Origin of the sequence: Micromonospora sp. NPDC127501 (assembly GCF_040302185.1) — a bacterium.
Classification (GTDB): Bacteria; Actinomycetota; Actinomycetes; order Mycobacteriales; family Micromonosporaceae; genus Micromonospora.
The window spans coordinates 301,740-323,406 of the sequence record NZ_JBEORJ010000005.1; the positions used below are offsets into that span (position 1 = coordinate 301,740).

Sequence of the window (21,667 nt, forward strand, 5' to 3'; positions counted from 1 at the left end):
CGGGGTATGCGAGTCCGGCACACTTTCGGGTATCCCCGCCCGCATTCTCGTTCAGGAGTGAGCCAGGCCGATGTCGCTGCTTGCCAGATTCAGCCTCGCCAACCGAGGGCTGATTGCTCTCATCGCGGTGGTGACCACGGTGTTCGGAGTGTTCGCCGTGCCGTCGCTGAAGCAGCAACTGCTGCCGTCGCTCGAGTTCCCGGCCGCGTTCATCGTGGCCCCCTACCCCGGCGCCGGCCCCGAGATCGTCGAGTCGCAGGTGACCGAGCCGATCGAGAACGCCCTCCAGGGCATCCCGGGGCTGGACCAGGTCACCTCCACCTCGCGCGAGGGGGCGGCCACCGTCCAGGTGACGTACGAGTTCGGCACCGACCTCGACGACGTGGTCAACAAGATGCAGACCGCGTTGAGCCGGATCGACGCCCAACTGCCGGAGGACGTCGACCCGCAGGTCATCGCGGGTAGTACCGACGATCTTCCGGCGGTGGTGCTGGCAGCGGCCGGCACAGCGGACGAGCGGGCGCTCGCCGAGAAGCTGCGCGCGACAGTGGTGCCGGAGCTGGAGGGCATCGAGGGGGTACGCACTGTCGAGGTGACCGGCACCCGCGACGACGTCGTGGTGGTCACCCCGGACCCGGCGAAGTTGGCCGCCGCGAAGATCCAGCCGACGGCGATCGGCGCGGCGCTGAAGACCAACGGCGTGGCGGTTCCGGCCGGCGCGGTGACCGACGGCGCGCTGGCCCTCCCGGTGCAGGTCGGCACCCCGATCTCCACCCTTGAGGAGCTGCGCGGCATCGTGGTCGCCCCGGCCGCGGCACCCGTTCGCCTCGGTGACGTGGCGACGGTCGAGCAGCAGCTCGCCCCGGCCACGGCGATCACCCGGACCAACGGCAAGGACAGCCTCGGTATCGCGGTCACCGCGGCGCCGGACGGCAACGCCGTGGAGATCTCGCACGAGATCCGGGACCGGCTCGACGACCTGAAGGACGCCTCCGGCGCGGAGCTGACTGTGGTCTTCGACCAGGCGCCGTTCGTCGAGAAGTCGATCGAGTCGCTGACCACTGAGGGTCTCCTGGGCCTGGTGATGGCGGTCATCGTCATCCTGGTCTTCCTGCTGTCGGTGCGCTCGACGGTGGTCACCGCGGTCTCCATCCCGCTCTCCGTGCTGGTGGCGCTGATCGCCCTGTGGATCGGTGACTACTCGCTCAACCTGCTCACCCTCGGCGCGTTGACCATCGCGGTCGGTCGGGTGGTCGACGACTCGATCGTGGTCCTCGAGAACATCAAACGACACCTGGAGTACGGCGAGGAGAAACGGCACGCCATCATCACCGGCGTCCGGGAGGTCGCCGGTGCGGTGACCGCGTCCACCCTCACCACGGTGGCGGTGTTCGCGCCGATCGCGCTGGTCGGCGGGTTCGTGGGTCAGCTCTTCGCGCCGTTCGCGATCACCGTGACGGTGGCCCTGCTCGCCTCGCTGCTGGTGTCGCTGACCGTGATCCCGGTCCTCGCGTACTGGTTCCTCAAGCCGCGCGGCGGCACCGCCGACGACGAGGCGGTACGGCACGCCGCGGAGGAGAAGGAGCTGCGCAGCCCGTTGCAGCGGGCGTACCTGCCGGTGATCGGGTTCGCCACTCGCAAGCGGTCGACCCGTTGGATCACCGTCGGGCTCGGCCTGCTGGTGCTCTTCGGCACCTTCGGTCTGGCGCAGAAGTTGGAGACCAACTTCCTGGACGACTCCGGCCAGGACACCCTCAACATGAGCCAGGAGCTGCCGGCCGGCAGTGGCCTGGCGGCCACCGACGCGGCGGCCAAGCAGGTCGAGTCGGTGCTGTCCCGTACCGACGGCGTCGAGACGTACCAGGTGACCGCGGGCGGTGGGGACAACCCGTGGGCGGGCGGCGGCGGCAACAACGTCGCCAGCTGGTCGCTGGCGCTCGACGGTGACACCGACGCGAAGCAGATGCGCGAGGTGCTGCGCAAGGAGTTCGACAAGCTCGGCGCCGGTGTGGGTGAGATCAGCTTCGGTGGCGGGCAGGAGGCGTCGACCAGCCAGCTGGAGGTGATCGTCCAGGCCAGCGACCCGGAGGCGCTGACCCGGGCCGCCGAGGAGGCGCGGGCCGCGATGGCCGGGGTCCCGGACGTCGAGGACGTCTCCACCAGCCTTGCCGCGCGGGTGCCGCGGGTCGACGTGGTGGTCGACCGGGTCGCCGCCGGTCGGGTCGGGCTCACCGAGGCTGCCGTGGGGCAGCTCGTGTCGCAGGCGTTCCGGGGAGCACCGCTGGGCCAGGTCGCGCTCGACGGCCAGCAGCAGAACGTGGTGCTGCGGTTGGGCACGCAGCCGCCGATGACCGTGCAGGCGCTGCGGGCACTGCCGGTCGGTCCGGTGAAGCTGGGCGACATCGCGCAGGTCACCCAGGGCGAAGGCCCGCAGCAGGTCACCCGGATCGACGGCGAGCGCAGCGTGTCGGTGACCGGCGCGGCGACCGGCTCGAACCTGGGCGCGACCAGCCAGGAGTTGCAGAAGCGGCTGGACGGCATCAACGTGCCGGGTGCGAGCTTCACCATCGGTGGTGTCAGCGCGGATCAGGCGGATGCCTTCGCGGACCTGGGGCTGGCGGTGCTGGCCGCGATCGCCATCGTCTTCCTGATCATGGTGGCCACGTTCCGCAGCCTCACTCAGGCGCTGATCCTGCTGATCTCCATCCCGTTCGCGGCGACCGGTGCGATCGGTCTGCTGTTGATCACCGGGACGCCGCTCGGTGTGCCGGCGCTGATCGGTGTGCTGATGCTGGTCGGCATCGTGGTGACCAACGCGATCGTGTTGCTCGACCTGATCAACCAGTACCGGGCGCAGGGCATGGGGGTTCGGGAGGCGGTGGTCGAAGGTGGCCGTCGCCGGCTGCGTCCGATCCTGATGACGGCGGTGGCGACCATCTTCGCGCTGCTGCCGATGGCGTTCGGGTTGACCGGTGAGGGCGGCTTCATCTCTCAGCCGCTGGCGGTGGTGGTGATCGGTGGTCTGCTCAGCTCGACGCTGCTCACGCTGATCCTGGTGCCGACGCTGTACACGATGGTGGAGCACACCAAGGAGTCGCTGCGGGCTCGGCGCGCACGGCGGCGCACCGGACGGTCGGAGGCGACCACGACGGAGACCGACGAGGTGCCAGCGCCGAACCAGGTCGCGGTGCCGAGCGGCGCGCCCGCCCCGGTCGCGGCCGAGGGTGTGCAGCCGGCCGGGCGACCCGCGCCGTCGGCCGCGTTGGTGGAGGGCACGGACCAGTTCGAGGTGCTGCGGCTGCCGCGTAGCCGTACCTCGCCACTGCCTCCGGCGGAGCCGACCGAGTAGGTCGCGGCCCGGTTTCGGAACGCCCCCGGCGGATTTTCGCCGGGGGCGTTCCAGGTTGATTCGACCGATAACACTCCGACGCGACGGCCCATACTTTGTGTGACTTCTTGCATACTCCTCGTAGGCAGGTGGGGGTGTGGGTGAAGCGGGGGCGGGCGGATGGCCGAGGGCGCGCGCGGGTGGGGGCGACGCGACCTGCTGCGCCGTGGCCTGATGGTGGCGGGCGGTGTGGCCATCGGTGCCGGGACGTCGGAGGCGTGGCGGGCCAAGCATCGCCGGATGCCGATCGCTGGCGGCCCCGCCAGCACCACCCTCGGTAACGGTCAGCAGGGTGTCGGCTCCGGCGCGCTGGAGGTCGTCTGGTCGGGGCGGACCAACCAGCGCCTGGTAGCCCTCACCTTCGACGACGGCCCGGCACCACAGTGGACTCCCATGGTGCTCGACACCCTGGCCCAGCACCGGGTCCCGGCCACCTTCTTCATGGTCGGGGCGCAGGTCCGCCGGCACGCCGACGTCGTCCGGGACCGGCTCGTCGGGCACGAGGTGGGAAACCACAGCTGGGAGCACCGGGACCTGGCCGAACTGAACGCCGCCGAGGCGTACGACGACCTGCACCGCAGTCACGACGCGATCGCCGACCTGACCGGGGTGCCGCCGGCGCTCCTCCGCCCGCCGTACGGCCACCTGGGCGGGGCGGTGCTGCACGCGGCGGCCCGGCTGGACTATCGGCTGGTGCTCTGGTCGTTGCAGATGGTGGAGCGCGAGTTCCCCGACGACCCAGCCGGTCACGCTCAACGGATCGTGGCCGCGGTCCGACCGGGAACGATCGTGCTCGGCCACGACGTGGGGGCGCGCCGACGGCTGGTCGCACTGCGGGGGCTGACCGACATGATCAACGGGCTACGGTCGCGCGGCTACACCTTCGTCACGGTCTCGGCGCTGCTGGGAGCAGGTATGGCTTCGACGACGACCAGGTAGGGTCGCGCTCCGTGGCGTCCACCCTCTCGGTTCTGACCGGCAATCGGAGCTTCCGCAACCTGTTCCTCGCCGAACTGGTGGTCTTCGGCGCCGACTGGTTCGTCATGGTGCCGCTGCTGGTGCTGCTGCCGCACCTGACCGGCAGCGGCGTCTGGGGCGCGCTGGTGTTGGCGGTGGACACCGGCATCGTGGCGTTGCTGCTGCCGTACACCGGCACGATCGCCGACCGTTTCGACCGCCGGAAGATCATGATCGCCGCGAACGTGGCCGCGCTGGCGGGCGTGCTGCTGCTGCTCGGCGTGCGCAACGCCGGAACGGCCTGGCTGGCGCTGGTCGCGATCGGCGTGGTGGCGGTCGCCAAGGCGTTCTACTCGCCGGCCGCCCAGGCCGCCCTGCCCAACGTGCTGGAGCCGCACGAACTCGCCGCGGGCAACGCCGTCGCCGGCTCGGCCTGGGGCACCATGACCGTGGTCGGTGCCTCGCTCGGCGGGGTGCTCAGCACCGCTGCCGGCCCGTACGTCTGCTTCTGGGTGGCGGCGGCGGGCCTGGCGGCGGCCGCGGCCCTCGCCACCCGGATCCGCCGGCCGTTGCAGGCGCCCCGGGACGCCGACCAACCAGCCCAGCGGACCTGGTCGGCGGTCCGCGAGGCGCTCGGCTACATCGGTCACCGCCCCCGGGTGCTCGCGCTGGTCACGGTCAAGTCCGCGGTGGGCCTGGGCAACGGCGTGCTGACCGTGTTTCCGCTGCTGGCCGGCGTGTACGGTGTCGGCCCGCTCGGCGCCGGACTGCTCTTCGCGGTACGCGGCGCGGGAGCGTTGGTGGGGCCGATCCTGATGCGCCGGGTGTTGACCAACCGGGCCTGGCTGCTGCCCGGGCTCGCGCTGTCCATGTCGCTCTACGGCCTGTCCTACCTGGGCACCTCGGTGGTGCGATGGTTCCCGCTGGTGCTGCTGCTGGTCTTCGTGGCGCACTTCGCGGGTGGCAGCAACTGGGTGATGTCGAACTTCGCCCTTCAGGGCGAAGTTCCGGACCGGCTGCGGGGCCGCGTCTTCGCCACCGACATGATGCTGGCGACGCTGGCGATCTCGGTGAGTCAACTGGCGGTGGCCCTGGTGGTGGACTCGGTCGACGAACGGGTGGTGCTCGCCGGCTGCGGTCTGATCACCCTCGTGTACGCGGTCGGCTGGCGCATCGCCACCCGCCGGCTGTCGCTCACCGATCCGGCCGTCGAGCCGGTGCCGGACCCGGCCGGCTGAACTCCGCGGTCCCAGGCAGCGGGCGCGGGACCGGTTCGTCGGTCCCGAGCCCTAGCATGAGCGCGTGCCGACGAACTTCACCGCCGAGCCGGTCCGGGTCCGCGTCCCGGCGACCAGCGCCAACCTGGGCCCGGGCTTCGACGCGCTGGGTCTCGCCCTCGGGCTCTACGACGACGTGGCCGCCGAGGTCGCCTCGGGTGGTGTCCGGGTGACAGTGACCGGGCAGGGCGCCGGTGAGCTGCCCGACGACGACCGGCACCTGGTGGTGCGAGCCATGCGCGCCGCGTTCGACGTGCTCGGGGCCCACCCCACGGGGCTGAGCGTGGAGTGCGTCAACCGGATCCCCCAGGCCCGTGGGCTGGGCTCCTCGTCCGCCGCGATCGTCGCCGGGGTGCTGTTGGCCCGCGCCCTGGTCGTCGATGGGGAGCACCGCCTCGACGACGCCGGCGCGCTGCGGCTGGCCGCCGAGATCGAGGGCCACCCCGACAATGTGGCGCCGTGCCTGCTCGGCGGTTTCACAGTGGCCTGGTCCGAGCCGGGCGGCGCCCGGGCGGTCTCCCTGCCGGTCGCCGCCGCGGTGCGGCCCACTGTTTTCGTTCCGGCGGAACGCGGTTTGACCGCCACCGCGCGGGCGGCTCTGCCGGCAACCGTGCCGCACGGTGACGCCGCGTTGACCGCCGGGCGGGCCGCACTGCTGGTGCACGCGCTCACCACGGACCCGACCCTGCTGCTGCCGGCCACCGTCGACCGACTCCACCAGGATTACCGTGCAACCGGGATGCCGGGCACGTCTGCCCTGGTCAGCGCGTTGCGAGCGGCTGATGTGGCGGCTGTGGTCAGTGGGGCGGGGCCGACTGTGCTGGCGCTCAGCCAGCCTCCAGCGGGCTTCCCAGTGGGAACAGACTGGGAGATCTGGCAGTTACCGATAGACGTCAGCGGCGCGCGGGTCGCTCGGGGTAGACTTGGACACGCCGAGCGGGACCCTGTTGCCGCAGGTCGGAAGAGTTGATTACGCTCTAGACCTAGCACAGCCGCGAAGCACGCGATCTCCTGCGGGGCGGCGCACCCCCGAAGCTCTCGGCGGTCAGCCCGTCTACCCCTGCCAAAGGCCCACGCCGCACCGCAGTTTCCACAGGTCGCCGCAGACGGCGAGACCTGCTCACCGACGTTGGTGAGTCGGGATACCGACCGGCTGCTGTGTCACAGACTCCCGCGACGCGTCCTTGCGAGGCGGGTGCACCGAGGCCGCCCGGCCACCTGAGCTCCGACTCCGGGCAGTCCCGGCCTTATCGAGGGAAGGAATCCATTGAGCGACACCACCGACGTGACGTCGGATGTTTCCAACGTCGCTGGCGATGCCACCGCCGCCGCTCCCGCCCGTCGTCGGCGTAGCGGCACCGGTCTGTCGGCGATGCTGCTGCCAGAGCTGCAGAGCCTGGCTGCGTCGCTCGGCATCTCCGGCACGGCTCGCATGCGCAAGGGCGAGCTGATCGCCGCGATTTCCGAGCGGCAGGGCGGCAACGCCGCCGGGACCCCTCGACCACGGGCCGAGGTCGCGGCCGCGGCCGCCCCGACCCGTGAGGGGGTGCGCGCCGAGGTGCGGGAGACCGCCGACCGGCCGGCAGCCGAAGGACGCGGTGCCGAGCAGGCGCCGGCCGAGCCGGCCGCCGAGACCGAGGGCCGTAGCCGCACCCGGCGGAGCCGGACCGCAACGGCGGAGGCCCGTACCACCGAGGCTCGCCCCGCTGAGGCGCGGGCGACCGAGGCGCGGGCTACTGAGACGCGTGCGACCGAGGCGCGCACCGACGAGGCGGAAGCCGGCGAGCGTGCCGACCGTGGCGAGAACCGCCGCGACCGGGCCGAGCGTCCGGAGCGCGCCGAGCGCGCCGAGCGTGCCGATCGGGGCGAGCGGACCGAGCGTGCCGACCGGGGCGAGCGTGCCGATCGGGGCGAGCGTGCCGATCGGGGCGAGCGTGCCGATCGTGGCGAGCGTGCCGATCGTGGCGAACGTGCCGACCGGGGCGAGCGCAACGACCGGACCGAGCGTGCCGATCGTGGCGAGCGTGCCGAACGCAACGACCGGGGCGAGCGTTCCGATCGGGGCGAGCGGGCCGAGCGCAACGACCGACCCGACCGCGGTGACCGCAACGACCGCAACGACCGTGGTCAGCGTGCCGAGCGGGACAGCGACGACGACGACGAGGGCGGCGGCCGGCGCGGCCGGCGCAGCCGTTTCCGGGACCGTCGCCGCGGGCGCGGCGAGCGCACCGAGACCGGTGCCGACACTGGCGGGCGTGAGCCGCAGGTCAACGAGGACGACGTACTCGTCCCGGTGGCCGGCATCATCGACGTGCTCGACAACTACGCCTTCGTGCGGACGACCGGCTATCTTGCCGGCCCGAACGACGTGTACGTCTCGATGTCCCAGATCAAGAAGTACGGCCTGCGCCGCGGTGACGCGATCACCGGTGCGGTGCGGGCGGCCCGCGAGGGCGGCAACAGCGGCGACCAGCGGCGCGACAAGTACAACCCGCTGATGCGGCTGGACACGATCAACGGGATGGAGCCGGAGGAGGCCCGGCGTCGTCCGGAGTTCTACAAGCTCACCCCGCTCTACCCGCAGGAGCGCCTGCGGCTGGAGACCGAGCCGCACATCCTGACCACCCGGGTCATCGACCTGGTCATGCCGATCGGCAAGGGCCAGCGGGCACTCATCCAGTCTCCGCCCAAGGCGGGTAAGACGATGGTGCTGCAGGCGATCGCGAACGCGATCACCCGCAACAACCCGGAGTGCCACCTGATGGTGGTGCTGGTGGACGAGCGGCCTGAAGAGGTCACCGACATGCAGCGGTCGATCAAGGGCGAGGTCATCGCGGCCACGTTCGACCGTCCGCCGCAGGACCACACCACGGTGGCGGAGTTGGCCATCGAGCGGGCCAAGCGCCTCGTCGAGCTTGGACACGACGTCGTCGTGCTGCTCGACTCGGTGACCCGGCTCGGTCGGTCGTACAACCTGGCGGCGCCGGCCAGCGGTCGGATCATGTCGGGTGGTATCGACTCCACCGCGCTCTACCCGCCGAAGCGCTTCCTCGGCGCGGCCCGCAACATCGAGAACGGCGGGTCGCTGACCATCATCGCCACGGCGCTGGTGGAGACCGGGTCCATGGCGGACACGGTCATCTTCGAGGAGTTCAAGGGCACCGGCAACGCCGAGTTGAAGCTGGACCGGAAGATCGCCGACAAGCGGACCTTCCCGGCCATCGACATCAACCCGTCCGGTACGCGTAAGGAAGAGGTCCTGCTCGCACCGGAAGAGCTGGCCATCATCCACAAGCTCCGGAAGGTGCTGCACTCGCTGGACTCGCAGGCCGCGATGGATCTCCTGCTGGACCGGCTCAAGCAGTCCCGCACGAACATCGAGTTCCTGATGCAGATCGCGAAGTCGACGCCGGGGGAGTAACCATCCCCGGGTGACGACGAAGGGGCACGGCCATCGCGGCCGTGCCCCTTCGTCATGTCCCCGGGTCCGACACCCGCGGTCGGCGGGAGCCGCAGCGGTCGGGAGATGACGCCCACGGCCGCGAGGTAGTGGAATTTTCCTTCGGTTCAGTCGACAGGTATTGAAACTTCTATTCATTGCCGGGTTGACTGTGGTCCATGCGTACCCGCAGACGATCCGCCCGCCGTACCGGCGTCCTGCTGCTGACGCCGCTGCTCGCCCTGGCCCTGTCGCCGCCGGCCACCGCCGCGCCCACCATCGACCCGCCCACCGTGGCCTCATCGTCCCTGGCCTCACCCACCATCGCCGAGGACGCGCCGCCCGCGTCCTCCCGCCCGGCCGGCTCGGTCAGCCTGGCCGCCGCCCCGACAGTCGCGACCGCCCCGACCGCCGACGCTGGTGGTCTGGAGCCGGCCGGCGGGCTGGAGACCACGAAGGCCACCCGGCCGGTCGCGCCGGGCGTGCAGCTGACGTCCTTCGACCGGTACGACGCCGAGGGCTGGCTGCGCGCCGATGCGCTCACCACCGACCTGGCCGGCGGCTCCACCGTCGACTACGTCAACTCCGGCGCGGTCAGCCGAGCCGAGCCGCTGCGAAAGGCGGTGGACCAGTCGCACGCGGTCGCCGCTGTCAACGGCGACTTCTTCGACATCAACAACTCCGGCGCGGCCCAGGGTGTCGGCATCCGGAACGGCGAGCTGATCCAGTCAGGGGTCAGCGGTCACCGCAACGCGGTGGCGGTCACCACGAACGGGCTCGGACGGGTGATCGAGGTGAACTTCGACGGCAGCGCCACCCTGCCCAGCGGGCCGGTCCCGCTGACCCAGTTCAACAACATGGTGCAGGCCGACGGCGTCGGCGCCTTCACCGAGCTGTGGGGGACGTACTCCCGGCAGCGTGCCGTGGAGGGCGCGGCCCGGGTGGTCGAGGTCACCGTGACCGGCGGTCGGGTGGCCTCGGTGGGAAGCGTGGCCGGTAGCGGACCGATCGTCGCAGGTAGCACCGTGCTGCTCGGCCGCGACCTCGGCGCGGACGCGCTGGCCGGCCTGCGCCCCGGTGACCCGGTGGCGGTGGCCTGGCGGCCGAAGCCCTCCGACGGCAGCACCCTGCACGCGGCGGTCGGGGGCGGCAACGTCCTGGTCCGCGACGGCGTCGTGCAGAGCATCGCCGACCCGACCCTCGCCCCCCGCACCGCCGTCGGGTTCAGCGCCGACGGTCAAAAGATGATCATGCTGACGGTGGACGGTCGTCAGGTCGACAGCCGCGGCGTGACGCAGACCGAGATGGGTCGGATGATGGCCGAGCTGGGCGCCCACCACGCGCTCAACCTGGATGGTGGCGGATCGTCCACGCTGCTGGCCCGGGAGCCGGGCGCACCCGCCGTGCAGCTGGAGAACGGCCCCTCCGACGGCAGCGAGCGGGCCGTGCCCAACGGCCTGGCCATCTATGCCCCGAAGGGGAGCGGGCGACTCACCGGCTACTGGGTCGAGACGGCCAGCGACCCCACCGCCGCCCCGGGCGTCTCACCGGTGCGCGGTGGTCGGCCCGACCGGGTCTTCCCCGGGCTGACCCGCACTCTCACCGCATCCGGCTACGACGAGACGTACGGCCCGGCGGCCGGCGCGCCCACCTGGCGGGCGACACCGGCGGTACGTGGTCGGGTCGATCGTGACGGTGTCTTCCACGCCGGCGCACCAGGGGCCAGCACGGTCACCGCCGCACGGGGGCGGGCCAGCGGCTCGCTGAACCTCACGGTGCTCGGCCCGCTGGCGCGGATCGGCACCACCGCGCCGCGGGTCGGGCTGACCGGCCGGGACGGTAACGCCCTGGTCGGCGTGGTCGGGTACGACGCCGAAGGCAACACCGCACCGATCGAGCCGGCCGACCTCACCCTCGACTACGACCGGGACCTGCTGCGGATCACCCCCACCGGTGACGGCAACCTGTCCGTCGCCGCGGTGCGGGACACCGGCTCGGGACTGGTGACCGTTCACGTCGGACGCACGAGCGCCGTCCTGCCGGTCACCGTCGGGCTGACCGACGTGCCGGTCGCCGGTTTCGACGACGCCGCGTCCTGGCGGTTCAGCCAGGCCCGCGCCAGCGGTTCGGTCGCGCCGGCGCCCGGGCACACCGGCACCGGCCTGCGCATGTCGTACGACTTCAGCCAGTCCACCGGTACGCGCGCCGCGTACGCCGACCCGCCCGCCTGGATCGAGGTGCCCGGTCAGCCGCAGGCCTTCGGGATGTGGATCCACGGCAACGGCACGGGGGAGTGGCCCAGCCTGCACCTGCACGACGCCCAGGACACCCAGCACGTGCTGCGCGGCCCACTGATCACCTGGACCGGCTGGCGGTACGTGGAGTTCGCGGTGCCGGCCGGCGTGCAGTACCCGGTGCGGGTACGCCGCTTCTACGTGGCCGAGACGAACGCCGCGGCGCAGTACACCAGCGAGGTGATCATCGACGACCTGGTGGCGAAGGTGCCCCCGACGGTCGACGTGCCGCAGGTGGCCCCGCGTACCGATCGGGTGGTGGTCCGCGACGGCACTGTGGACGGTGCGCCGTGGCGGTTCGCGGTGCTCTCCGACGCCCAGTTCGTCGCCGCCGACCCGGACAGCGACCTGGTCGCCCAGGCCCGGCGGACGTTGCGCGAGGTGCGGGCGGCCCGACCGGACTTCCTCCTGATCAACGGTGACTTCGTGGACACCGCCTACCCGGCCGACTTCGCGCTGGCCCGGCGGATCCTCGACGAGGAGTTGGGCGACGCGCTGCCCTGGTACTACGTGCCCGGCAACCACGAGATCATGGGCGCCCCGATCAGCAACTTCGCGGCCGCGTTCGGTGCCACCTCCCGGGTGTTCGACCACAACGGCACCCGGTTCGTCACGCTGAACTCGTCCACTGGGACGCTGCGCGGCGGTGGCTTCGACCAGGTACGGATGCTCCGCGAGACGCTGGACGCGGCGGCCACCGACCGGCGCGTGGGTTCGGTCGTCGTCCTGCACCACCACCCGCCGCGCGACCCCAGCCCGGCGCAGGCCAGCCAGCTCGGCGACCGCAAGGAGGCGGCGCTGCTGGAGCAGTGGCTGGCCGACTTCCAGCACCGCACCGGCAAGGGCGCGCTCTTCGTGGGCGGGCACGTCGGCACCTTCCACGCCGACCGGGTGGACGGGGTGCCTTACGTGATCAACGGCAACGCTGGCAAGACGCCGTCCACCCCTGCCGACCAGGGCGGCTTCACCGGCTGGACGGAGTTCGGCGTGGACCCGGTGACCCCGGCCGAGGCCGACCGGGCCCGCCGGAACCCACTCGCCGAGGGCCCGCGCTGGGTGGACGCGGAGTTCCACGCGCACGCCGACCGCCTCACGGTGGCCGCCCCGGCCAGCGTCGCGGTCGGCACCCCCGCGGCGGTCACCGCCACGCTGACCCAACCCGGCGGGCGTACGGTCCCGGTGGCCGCGCCGGTCAGCGCCGACTGGTCGGCCTCGCCGGGAGTGCACGTCGGCTCGGCGGCCGGGGTGCGCCCCTGGCACACCGCCCGATTCGACCCGGCCACCGGCGCCCTGACGGCACTGCGGCCCGGCGGGCCGATACGCCTGACGGTCGAGGTCAACGGCGTCCGTGCCGAGGCCACCATCACCGTCACCGGGTGAACTGTCCGGACGGGCCCCACGCGCGGGGCCCGTCCGGACACCTCAGAAGTCGCCGTCGGCCACCTGGAAGACGGTGAGGCCGAGGGATCGCCACATCTGGACCACCTGGACACGGTCGTCGAAGACGCCCGCCACCCGGTAACGGTCCCGGATCTCCCGGTCGTAGATCTCCCGCTTGACGATCGAGTCCTTCCGGGAGTCGCCGACGGCCCGCAGGTGCAGGCCCAGATAGGGCACTCGTACGTGCCGGGCCAGCCACGCCTCGGTGGCCGCGCGGGCGGAGGCGTCCCGCCCGGAGCAGAAGACCACCCCGTACCCGGCCGCGTGCATCGCCCGGACCGCCGCGATCACCGCCGTGTTCGGCTCGTCCTGGCCCACCCGGGTCATGTCGTACGGGCTGCGGGAGACGGCCAGCGCGACGGTGCCGTCGATGTCCACCAGGACGATCTCCGGCGGCTCGGTCGACGGCGGGTGCACCACGGCGGGGCGTCCGGTGCGGGCCTGCGGCACCGGCAACGGCAACTCCCGACCCTCCAGGTACCGCTCGTGCAGCCGGCGGATCGCGTCCGCGCCGACCTGGTCGGCGGCCGGCCGGGCGGCGTCGCGGCGCAGGCACTCGTCCAGCGGCACGTCGGTGAAGTCGTGCACCTCGAAGTCCGCGCCGTGGCGGGCGGCCAGCTCGGCCCAGCCCCGCAGGGTCCGTGAGCGCAGGTTGGTGTCGTCCACGCAGACGTCCGTTCGGGCCCGCAGCAGCGCCTCGACCTGAGCCTGTTGTACGGCGGTCACCTGCGCCTCGGCCCACTGGGTGAACAACCGTTCACCGTGCAGCATCCGGCGCAGATCGTCCCGGTTGACCCGCACCACGGACGGCTGGAGCGTCCGGGCGAACGTCGTCTTGCCCGAGGCGGGCAGACCCCGGGTGGCGATCAGGCGGGTCATCGACGCACCTCCGGCTCGACGGACGTACCCCGGCCGGGGTACCTGGCGGCGATCCGCCGGGTGCGCGAATGCCCCGCCAGGCGGCGGGAATGCGGACGGGTAGGCACGTGTTGACGATGCCGGACGAGGTGTGCGGCCCGACTACCGGGTCGGCTCAGGCCCATGGCACACTGGTCAATCGGCCACCGGTTCCGGTTCACGCCCGAGCCCGTCGCGTACGGCGCGACGAGCGATGACGGCGACCCGGCGACCACCAACGAGAGGACCGAGGCGAGATGAAGGCAAACATCCACCCGGAGTACGTGACCACCGAGGTCAGCTGCTCCTGTGGCAACACGTTCACGACCCGCAGCACCGCCAAGGGCGGGGCGATCCACGCCGAGACCTGCAGCGCCTGCCACCCGTTCTACACCGGTAAGCAGCGCGTTCTCGACACCGCCGGCCGGGTCGCGAAGTTCCAGCAGAAGTACGCCAAGGTTCAGGCCAAGAAGGCCAAGTAACTCCTCGTTCGGCGCCCGCGTCCGGTTTTTCGCCGGACGCGGGCGCCGTCCGCATTTTCCTCCATTTCCGCCCGGCCGCTGGCCCCCCGGCCCCGGCCCGGTCGTCGCGCACCGTCGAAGGAGCATCCGCAGCATGAGCAGCGAGCGTCTGGCCGGCCTTCTCGACGAGTACGCGGAGCTGGAGAAGCGGTTGGCCGATCCGGCCATCCACGCCGACCAGGCCACCGCGCGCAGGGTCGGCCGCCGGTACGCCGAGCTGGTGCCGCTGCACAAGGCCGCCGACGAGTTGGAGCAGGCCCGCGCCGATCTGGCGGCGGCTCGCGAGCTGGCCGCCGAGGACCCGTCCTTCGCGGCTGAGGCGGACGCCATCGCCGGGTCCCTGCCGGTGCTGGAGGAGCGGCTCGCCGAGCTGCTCATTCCGCGCGACCCGCACGACGCCAAGGACGTGATCGTCGAGATCAAGGCCGGTGAGGGTGGCGAGGAGTCGGCGCTGTTCGCCGGTGACCTGCTGCGGATGTACACCCGGTACGCCGAGCGGCACGGCTGGGTCACCGAGGTGATCGACGCGCAGGATTCCGACCTCGGCGGGGTCAAGGACGTCTCCCTGGCGATCAAGACCAAGGGTGTGCCGGACGGCGGCAACGGCGTCTGGTCGCGGCTCAAGTGGGAGGGTGGCGTGCACCGGGTGCAGCGTGTCCCGGTGACCGAGTCGCAGGGCCGGATCCACACCAGCGCCGCCGGGGTGCTGGTGCTGCCGGAGGCCGAGGACGTCGACGTCACCATCGACCAGAACGAGCTGCGCATCGACGTGTTCCGCTCGTCCGGTCCGGGTGGTCAGTCGGTGAACACCACCGACTCGGCGGTGCGGATCACCCACCTGCCGACCGGCATCGTCGTCTCCTGCCAGAACGAGAAGTCCCAGTTGCAGAACCGGGAGCAGGCGATGCGGATCCTGCGGGCCCGGCTGCTCGCCGCCGCCCAGGAGCAGGCCGACGCCGCCGCCTCGGACGCGCGCAAGGCGCAGGTGCGCACCGTGGACCGCTCGGAGCGGATCCGCACCTACAACTTCCCGCAGAACCGGATCACCGATCACCGGATCGGCTACACCGCGTACAACCTGGATCTGGCGCTCGGCGGCGAGCTGGATGGCGTCCTGGACGCCCTCACCGAGGCCGACCGGGCCGCCCGGCTCGCCGGCGACACCGAGCTGACCCGCCGCTGACCGCAGCCCCCCGTCGATCATGGACTTGTGGTGGGCGGATTGTCACACCGCGGGGTTTTCGCGAGGCACCACGACTCCTTGATCGACGCCAGTGTCCGCCGGGCGATCAGCTCGCGCGGGGGCGGGTCTTGGCGCGGAGCATCTCGCGGTCGGCCTGCTCGAACGCGACGCTGAGCGCGTCGCGCAGCCCGCTGCCACCGGAGACCTCGGCGAAGCCGATGCTGACCCCGACCGGGGTGCCGGGGACCAACGACTCCCAGTCCTCCAGGCGGACCGCGGTCTCGATCCGGCGGGCCACCTCGGCGGCCTCGGTCATGCCGGTGTCCGGCAGCACCACCACGAATTCGTCACCGCCGTAGCGGGCCACGAAGTCGCCCCGGCGCATCACCCGGTTGATCACACCGGCGATGCGTTGCAGCACCAGGTCGCCCGAGTGGTGCCCGTGCCGGGTGTTGACCGCCTTGAAGCCGTCCAGGTCGCAGACGCCGATCACCACTCGATCGCCGCGGGTGACCACAGCCGTGATGTAGCGCTCCAACCGGCGGCGGTTGGGCAGCCCGGTGAGCGGGTCGGTCAACGCCTCGCCCTCGAAGCGTGCCGCCTCGCGGCGCATCTCCTCGTGGTCGATGCGGGCGGCGATCCCGTCGATGTAGACGTCGCGCAGCCGGTCGTTGCGCTGCGCGGCGAGCCGGAACGCCAGCCGGTCGGCCCGGTGCGCCGTCAGGTGGTCCCCGGCGCGGGTCAACGCGATGCTGCGCAGCCGGGCCGGCTCGGCCGCCCCGAGCGTCTCGTTGGAAACCTGGACGGTGTCCAGTCGGGCGACCGCCTCGATCGGCCGACCGTCGGCGACGGCGAGGCACACCTGCCCGAGCTGACGCAGGTCGCGGGCGCGGGCGCTGTCCCCGCCGTGGGTGATCAACCGGGCCGGCTCGGGGCCTTCGGTCGCCACCTGGTCGCCGAGCGCGGCCTGTCGGGCCGCCGCGTAGCCGTACGCGGCGAGACTGCTCGGGCGTAGCTGGCCGGCCCGCCCGGCGCGGACGAAGCGGGCGAGGTCGGCGGCCACGTCCCGGAGCACCCGCAGGCAACCGTCGCTGTCGCCGTTGTGGTCCAGGGCCACGGCGTTGCGCAGCCGGATGCCCGGCGCGGCGAACGTCTCCTCCGGGATTCCGGCGGTCAGCCCGAGCTGCCGGGCCCGCTCGATGGCCCCCAGGGCGTACCCGTGGAAGCTGAGGTAGCTGTAGGCCATGGCCAGGTCGTGCCAACCCCAGGCGGTGTCCCGGTCGGGGTCGGCCACGGCGCCCAGCGCCCGGGCCGCCCGGACGAGGTGCATGACACAGCGGTCCAGTGCGCCCTGGTGGTGCGCGGCGAGCGCGGCCAGCGCGTTGAGGTGACCGTGCAGATAGGGCTCGGCGAGGTCGCGGACCGCCGCCGACGCCTCTTCGATGGCCCGGGTGAACTCCGCGGTCCGACCGAGATTGATCAGCGCGGAGAGGCGCTGCACCATCGCGTCCGCTCGCGCCGCCGGGTCGTTGGTGGTGCGGATCACACGCTCCAGCAGGACGTACGCCTCCGCGGAGCGGCTGGCCTCCTGCAACGCCCGGGCGTGCGTCAGGGCGTCAACCTGGTCATCGACCCGGTCGAGCCAGCCCACCCGCCAACCTCCTGTCGTGCGCGCCTGGGCGCACCTGTTCGTCACGCCGCCCGCGACGCTTCATGATTATGTCGTGAGTACTTTGCCGCAACACCCCCCCGAAGGGACAGGCCCCATCCGGCCGTCCGCCGCGGTGGCCCGAGCGGCCCGCGCGCTCGCCGCCGCCGGGGTCGGCTCCGCCCGGGTGGAGGCCGAGTTGCTGGCGGCGTACGTGCTCGGGGTTCCCCGGGGTCGGTTGGCTCTCGCCGACGACCTCAGCGACGACCAGCTGGTGCGGCTGGACGAGTTGACGCGCCGCCGCGTCGCGCGCGAGCCGTTGCAGCACCTGACCGGTCGGGCCGGGTTCCGGCACCTGGAGCTGTCGGTCGGCCCGGGTGTCTTCGTGCCCAGGCCGGAGACCGAGCTGTTGGCCGGCTGGGGTGTCGAGCAGGCCCAGGGTCGGCCCGACCCGGTGGTGGTCGACTTGTGTAGCGGCTCGGGCGCGATCGCCCTGGCGGTGGCCCAGGAGCTGCCGGGAGCACGGGTGATCGCGGTGGAGCGGTCTCCGGCGGCGCTCGCCTGGTTGCGGCGCAACGCGGCGGAGCGCGCCGCGGCGGGGGACCGGCCGATCGAGGTCGTCGAGGCCGACGTGACAGCGCCGGACCTGCTGGCCGAGCTGGTGGGCCGGGTGGACGTGCTGCTCTGCAACCCGCCGTACGTGCCGGACGACGTGGTGGTCCCGCCGGAGGTGGCCGGGCACGACCCGGCGGAGGCGGTCTTCGGCGGCGCTGACGGTCTGGTGGTGATCCGACCGGTCGTCGCCCGGGCGGCGGTGCTGTTGCGCCCGGGGGGCGTGTTCGGCGTCGAGCACGACGACACCCACGGCGCGGCGGTGCCCGAGCTGCTCGCCAGGGACGGCGGCTTCACCGCTGTCGCGGAGCATCTGGACCTCACCGGGCGTCCCCGCTACGCGACCGCGTCCCGACGGGCGGACGGCCAGCACGCCCCGATCGGGGCGGCGTGGCAGACTGACTCCTCGTGATGCTCTACGACTGCCGGTCGCCCGCCGATCGGGACCGCGGCATCGCTGCGGCGATCGAGGCGGTCAAGAACGGCGAGCTGGTCGTTCTTCCGACGGACACCGTGTATGGGATCGGCGCGGACGCGTTCACCCCGTACGCGGTGAAGGCGCTGCTCGATGCCAAGGGCCGGGGTCGGCAGATGCCGCCGCCGGTGCTGATCGGCTCGCGGCACACCCTGGACGGGTTGGTCTTCTCGCTGCCCACGGCCGCACGGGACCTCGTCGAGGCGTTCTGGCCGGGTGCCCTGACGATCGTGGTCGAGCACTCGCCGAGCCTCCAGTGGGACCTGGGCGACAAGACCGGCACGGTGGCGGTGCGGATGCCGCTGCACCCGGTGGCGTTGGAGGTGCTGCGCGAGACCGGTCCGATGGCGGTCTCGTCGGCCAACAAGACCGGCCAGCCGGCGGCGGTCACCGCCGACGAGGCGCGTGACCAGCTCAGCTACTCGGTGCGGGCCTATCTGGAGGCCGGCCCCTGCCCGGACCCGGTGCCCAGCACGATCGTGGATCTGACCGGTGAGGTGCCGCAGCTGCTGCGGGCCGGGGCGATCCCGCTGGAGAAGCTGCGTGACGTGGTTCCGGATCTCGTCGACGGTCGGGCGGTCTGAGTGCCCCCGTTCACTGTTCTGCACGTCTGCATGGGCAACATCTGCCGCTCGCCGATGGCGGAGCGGCTGCTGGCCCTGGCGGTGCGGGAGCGGCTGACCCGGCGCTCGCAGGACCCGGCCCAGGCCGAGGAGTTGGTGCACAGCCACAGCGCCGGCACGGGTGGCTGGCACGCGGGCGAGGAGATGAATCCGCCGGCGGCACGGCAGGTCACCGGCCGTGGTGGCGAGGTGGCCGGGTTCGCCGCGCGCAAGCTGCGCTCGGACCACATCGACGCCGCCGACCTGGTCCTGACCGCCACGGCGGACCAGCAGGAGTACGTGGTGGCGCTTCGTCCGGACGCGGCGGCCCGCACGTTCGTGCTGGGCGAGTTCGGCCGGCTGCTGGCCGCGGTGGACGCCGCCGCGCTGCCGCCGGGTGACGCCACTCCGGAGGCCGTGTACGCGCGGGGGGTGGCCCTGGTGGCGGCGGCTCACGACGCGCGGCTGGGCGCCTCGGCGCTGGCCACCGATGATCTGGACGACCCGTGGGGTCGTGGCGACCAGTGCTTCAGCCGGGTCGCCGACGAGATCGAGGAGACGGTCCACCCGCTGGCCGGCGCGCTGCTGCCCTGAGCGTGGTGCGAGTTTCCTCCGGGTTTGGGGAAAACCCAGGGCTAAAGGGGCGTTCCGGGTCATTCTGAACGGGTCCTAGCGTGACCGGCTCCTGCGGGGAGAGCTGATGATCCGGGCCCAACTCGACAAACTGCTGACCGTGGTGATCGCCGGAGTGCTGGCCGGGTTGGTGCTGGCCGCCGCCGCCCTACCCGCGGCCCTGGTCTTCGGGATCGGCTTCAGTGCCCTGTCGACGCCGTACTCGGAGCTGCCGAACACACTGCGGACGCCGCCCACCGCGCAGCGCTCCAACCTCTACGCCAACGACGGCACCACCCTGATCACCTCCTTCTACCAGGAGGACCGGGTGGACGTGCCGCTGCACGAGGTGGCTCCCGTGATGCGCCAGGCGATCGTGGCCGCCGAGGACGTCCGGTTCTACCAGCACAGCGGGGTCGACCTGCGGGGCGTGGTGCGCGCGTTCACCGTCAACAAGCGCGACGGCCGCACCCGGCAGGGCGCCTCCACGCTGACCATGCAGTACGTGCGCAACGTGCTCAGCAACGATCCCCGACTGACCGAGGCGCAGCGGGACGCCGCCACCGAACTCACCACCGTCCGCAAGCTCCAGGAGATGCGGTACGCGCTCGCGTTGGAGCGGGAACTCGACAAGGACGAGATCATGACCCGCTACCTCAACATCGCCTACTTCGGTGCCGGGGCGTACGGCATCGCGGCGGCCAGCAAGCGGTACTTCTCCCGCTCCCCGGCCGAGCTGACTCTGGCCCAGGCGGCACTGCTCGCCGGTCTGGTGCGTTCGCCGGACAGCGACGATCCGATCAACGGAGACGCCGACAGCGCGGTCGCCCGGCGGTCGTACGTGTTGGAGCGGCTGGTGGAGTCGGGGCAGGTGCCGGCGGACGCGGCGGCGGCGGCGCGCGCCGAACCGCTGCAACTGCGGCCCAGCGAGACCCCGAACGACTGCACGGGCGTACCCGACGCGCACAACGACTGGGGCTTCTTCTGCGACTGGTTCACCCGCTGGTGGAGCAGCCAGTCCGCGTTCGGGGCGACCGCCGACGAGCGGCAGCGCGCGCTGCGCCGGGGCGGGTTCTCCATCGTGTCGTCGCTGGACCCGGGAGTGCAGCGGGCCACCACCGAGCAGGTGCTGAAGATCTATCCGAAGACCAGGGCCGAGGCGGTGCCCACCGCCGTGGTGCAACCGGGCACCGGGCGGGTGCTGGCGATGTCGGTGAACCGCGCCTACAGCGTGGCGGACAACCCGGTCGGGCAGAAGAACCGCCCGAACACCGTCAACCAGTTGGTCGCCGGCGGCGGCGCGATCGAGGGGTACCAGGGCGGCTCGACGTTCAAGCTCTTCACCCTGCTGGCCGCGCTGGAGGCCGGCCTACCGCTGTCGACCGACTTCGTGGCGCCGACCCAGTTGCTCACCCGCTTCCCGGTGACCGGGGAGGCGAGCTGCGACGGACGGTGGTGCCCGGCGAACGCCAGCCCGTCGGCGATGGACGGCCCCCGCACCATGTGGAGCGCGTTCGGTCGCTCGGTGAACACGTACTTCGCCTGGCTCACGGAGAAGGTCGGCGCCGACCGGGTGGTGGAGATGGCCGAGCGGCTCGGCATCGTGCTGCGGGCCGAGTCCGACGCCAAGCTGGCCCGCTACGGCGCGAAGGACTGGGGTCCGTTCACCCTGGGCGTGGCCGCGACCACCCCGTTGGACCTGGCCAGCGCGTACGCCACGGTGGCGGCCGAGGGGACCTGGTGTGCACCGCTGCCGGTGGTCTCGATCACCGACTCGGGCGGCCGGCCGGTCGACGCCGCCAAGCCGGACTGCCGACAGGTGCTCGACCCCGACGTGGCGCGGGCGGCCACCGACGCGGCCCGCTGCCCGGTCGGCGACCAGTCGATGTACGGGCGCTGCGACGGCGCCACCGCACCCGGGTTGCGGGCGAAGCTCGGCCGTCCGGTGGCGGGCAAGACCGGCAGTTCGGAACGGTACGAGACGGAGACGGTCGTGGCGTTCACGCCGCAGCTCGCGGTCGCCTCGATGGCCGCGAACCCGGACGATCCCCGGGACGCTGTCGGTCAGGCGGTGCAGGCGCAGATGGTGAACGCGGTCGGCGAGGTGCTCGCCTTCGCCCTGCGCGACCAACCGGTCCGCGACTTCGTCCCGCCGAGCGAACGGACCGCCTTCCAGACCCAACCCCAGGCCGGCAACTGACCCCCGCCCCACCCCGCCGCCGACCCGCCCGTCGATCTTGCACTTTCTGCCGTGACAAAACGTGCCAAGGCCCGCAAATCGGCAACACAAAGTGCAAGATCGCGGGAGCGGGGAGCGGGGAG

14 protein-coding genes are annotated in these 21,667 nt (G+C 72.3%); 12 read left to right on the top strand and 2 right to left on the bottom strand.

Translation table 11 applies throughout. The annotated features are described in order from the left end of the window. The first annotated feature begins 70 nt into the window (after positions 1–70). From ABTW72_RS14125 to ABTW72_RS14150, 6 genes are all read left to right on the top strand, one after another. Complete coding sequence (locus tag ABTW72_RS14125; RefSeq protein WP_350858477.1) at positions 71–3,349, top strand: efflux RND transporter permease subunit; 3,279 nt, start codon at positions 71–73, stop codon at positions 3,347–3,349. Positions 3,350–3,508: 159 nt separating this feature from the next. After that, positions 3,509–4,327: a polysaccharide deacetylase family protein gene (locus tag ABTW72_RS14130; protein ID WP_350858480.1), complete on the top strand. Its 819-nt coding sequence runs from the start codon at positions 3,509–3,511 to the stop codon at positions 4,325–4,327. A gap of 11 nt (positions 4,328–4,338) precedes the next feature. Further along, entirely contained in the window at positions 4,339–5,583 is a 1,245-nt protein-coding gene (locus ABTW72_RS14135) for an MFS transporter (RefSeq protein WP_112583600.1), read from the top strand. 64 nt (positions 5,584–5,647) lie between these two features. After that, on the top strand, positions 5,648–6,592 hold the full coding sequence (gene thrB, locus ABTW72_RS14140) for a homoserine kinase (protein WP_350858483.1): 945 nt from the start codon (positions 5,648–5,650) through the stop codon (positions 6,590–6,592). Between the two features lie 297 nt (positions 6,593–6,889). Continuing rightward, positions 6,890–9,043: a transcription termination factor Rho gene (rho, locus tag ABTW72_RS14145; protein ID WP_350858486.1), complete on the top strand. Its 2,154-nt coding sequence runs from the start codon at positions 6,890–6,892 to the stop codon at positions 9,041–9,043. 197 nt (positions 9,044–9,240) lie between these two features. Further along, complete coding sequence (locus tag ABTW72_RS14150; protein WP_350858489.1) at positions 9,241–12,735, top strand: phosphodiester glycosidase family protein; 3,495 nt, start codon at positions 9,241–9,243, stop codon at positions 12,733–12,735. A gap of 42 nt (positions 12,736–12,777) precedes the next feature. Here ABTW72_RS14150 and ABTW72_RS14155 read toward each other — a convergent pair whose 3' ends face one another. Then, positions 12,778–13,674: a phosphatase domain-containing protein gene (locus ABTW72_RS14155; protein WP_350858496.1), complete on the bottom strand. Its 897-nt coding sequence runs from the start codon at positions 13,672–13,674 to the stop codon at positions 12,778–12,780. A gap of 275 nt (positions 13,675–13,949) precedes the next feature. Between ABTW72_RS14155 and rpmE the strand changes: the two genes are divergently transcribed. Continuing rightward, positions 13,950–14,174 carry a 50S ribosomal protein L31 gene (gene rpmE / locus ABTW72_RS14160; RefSeq protein WP_030333150.1) on the top strand — a complete coding sequence of 75 codons (225 nt, stop codon included), beginning with the start codon at positions 13,950–13,952 and terminating at the stop codon, positions 14,172–14,174. Positions 14,175–14,307: 133 nt separating this feature from the next. Then, the gene (gene prfA, locus ABTW72_RS14165) at positions 14,308–15,396 is read left to right on the top strand and encodes a peptide chain release factor 1 (protein WP_091405908.1); all 1,089 of its coding nucleotides are present in this window, start codon (positions 14,308–14,310) and stop codon (positions 15,394–15,396) included. A 106-nt stretch (positions 15,397–15,502) separates the two neighbouring features. Here prfA and ABTW72_RS14170 read toward each other — a convergent pair whose 3' ends face one another. Next, positions 15,503–17,047, bottom strand: coding sequence for a GGDEF domain-containing protein (locus ABTW72_RS14170; RefSeq protein WP_350858501.1), 1,545 nt, complete (start codon positions 17,045–17,047; stop codon positions 15,503–15,505). A 73-nt stretch (positions 17,048–17,120) separates the two neighbouring features. On the opposite strand from ABTW72_RS14170, the gene prmC reads away from it, so the two are divergent. The 4 genes from prmC to ABTW72_RS14190 all read left to right on the top strand — a co-directional run bounded on the left by prmC (position 17,121) and on the right by ABTW72_RS14190 (position 21,545). Next, the gene (gene prmC / locus ABTW72_RS14175) at positions 17,121–18,068 is read left to right on the top strand and encodes a peptide chain release factor N(5)-glutamine methyltransferase (protein ID WP_091405903.1); all 948 of its coding nucleotides are present in this window, start codon (positions 17,121–17,123) and stop codon (positions 18,066–18,068) included. Continuing rightward, on the top strand, positions 18,068–18,715 hold the full coding sequence (locus ABTW72_RS14180; RefSeq protein ID WP_091406475.1) for an L-threonylcarbamoyladenylate synthase: 648 nt from the start codon (positions 18,068–18,070) through the stop codon (positions 18,713–18,715). The genes prmC and ABTW72_RS14180 overlap by 1 nt, the downstream gene beginning before the upstream one ends. Then, the gene (locus ABTW72_RS14185; RefSeq protein WP_112677024.1) at positions 18,716–19,327 is read left to right on the top strand and encodes an arsenate reductase/protein-tyrosine-phosphatase family protein; all 612 of its coding nucleotides are present in this window, start codon (positions 18,716–18,718) and stop codon (positions 19,325–19,327) included. It begins immediately after the preceding gene. A gap of 106 nt (positions 19,328–19,433) precedes the next feature. Beyond that, positions 19,434–21,545, top strand: a complete 2,112-nt coding sequence (locus tag ABTW72_RS14190) for a transglycosylase domain-containing protein (RefSeq protein WP_350858505.1) — start codon at positions 19,434–19,436, stop codon at positions 21,543–21,545. Positions 21,546–21,667 lie beyond the last annotated feature (122 nt).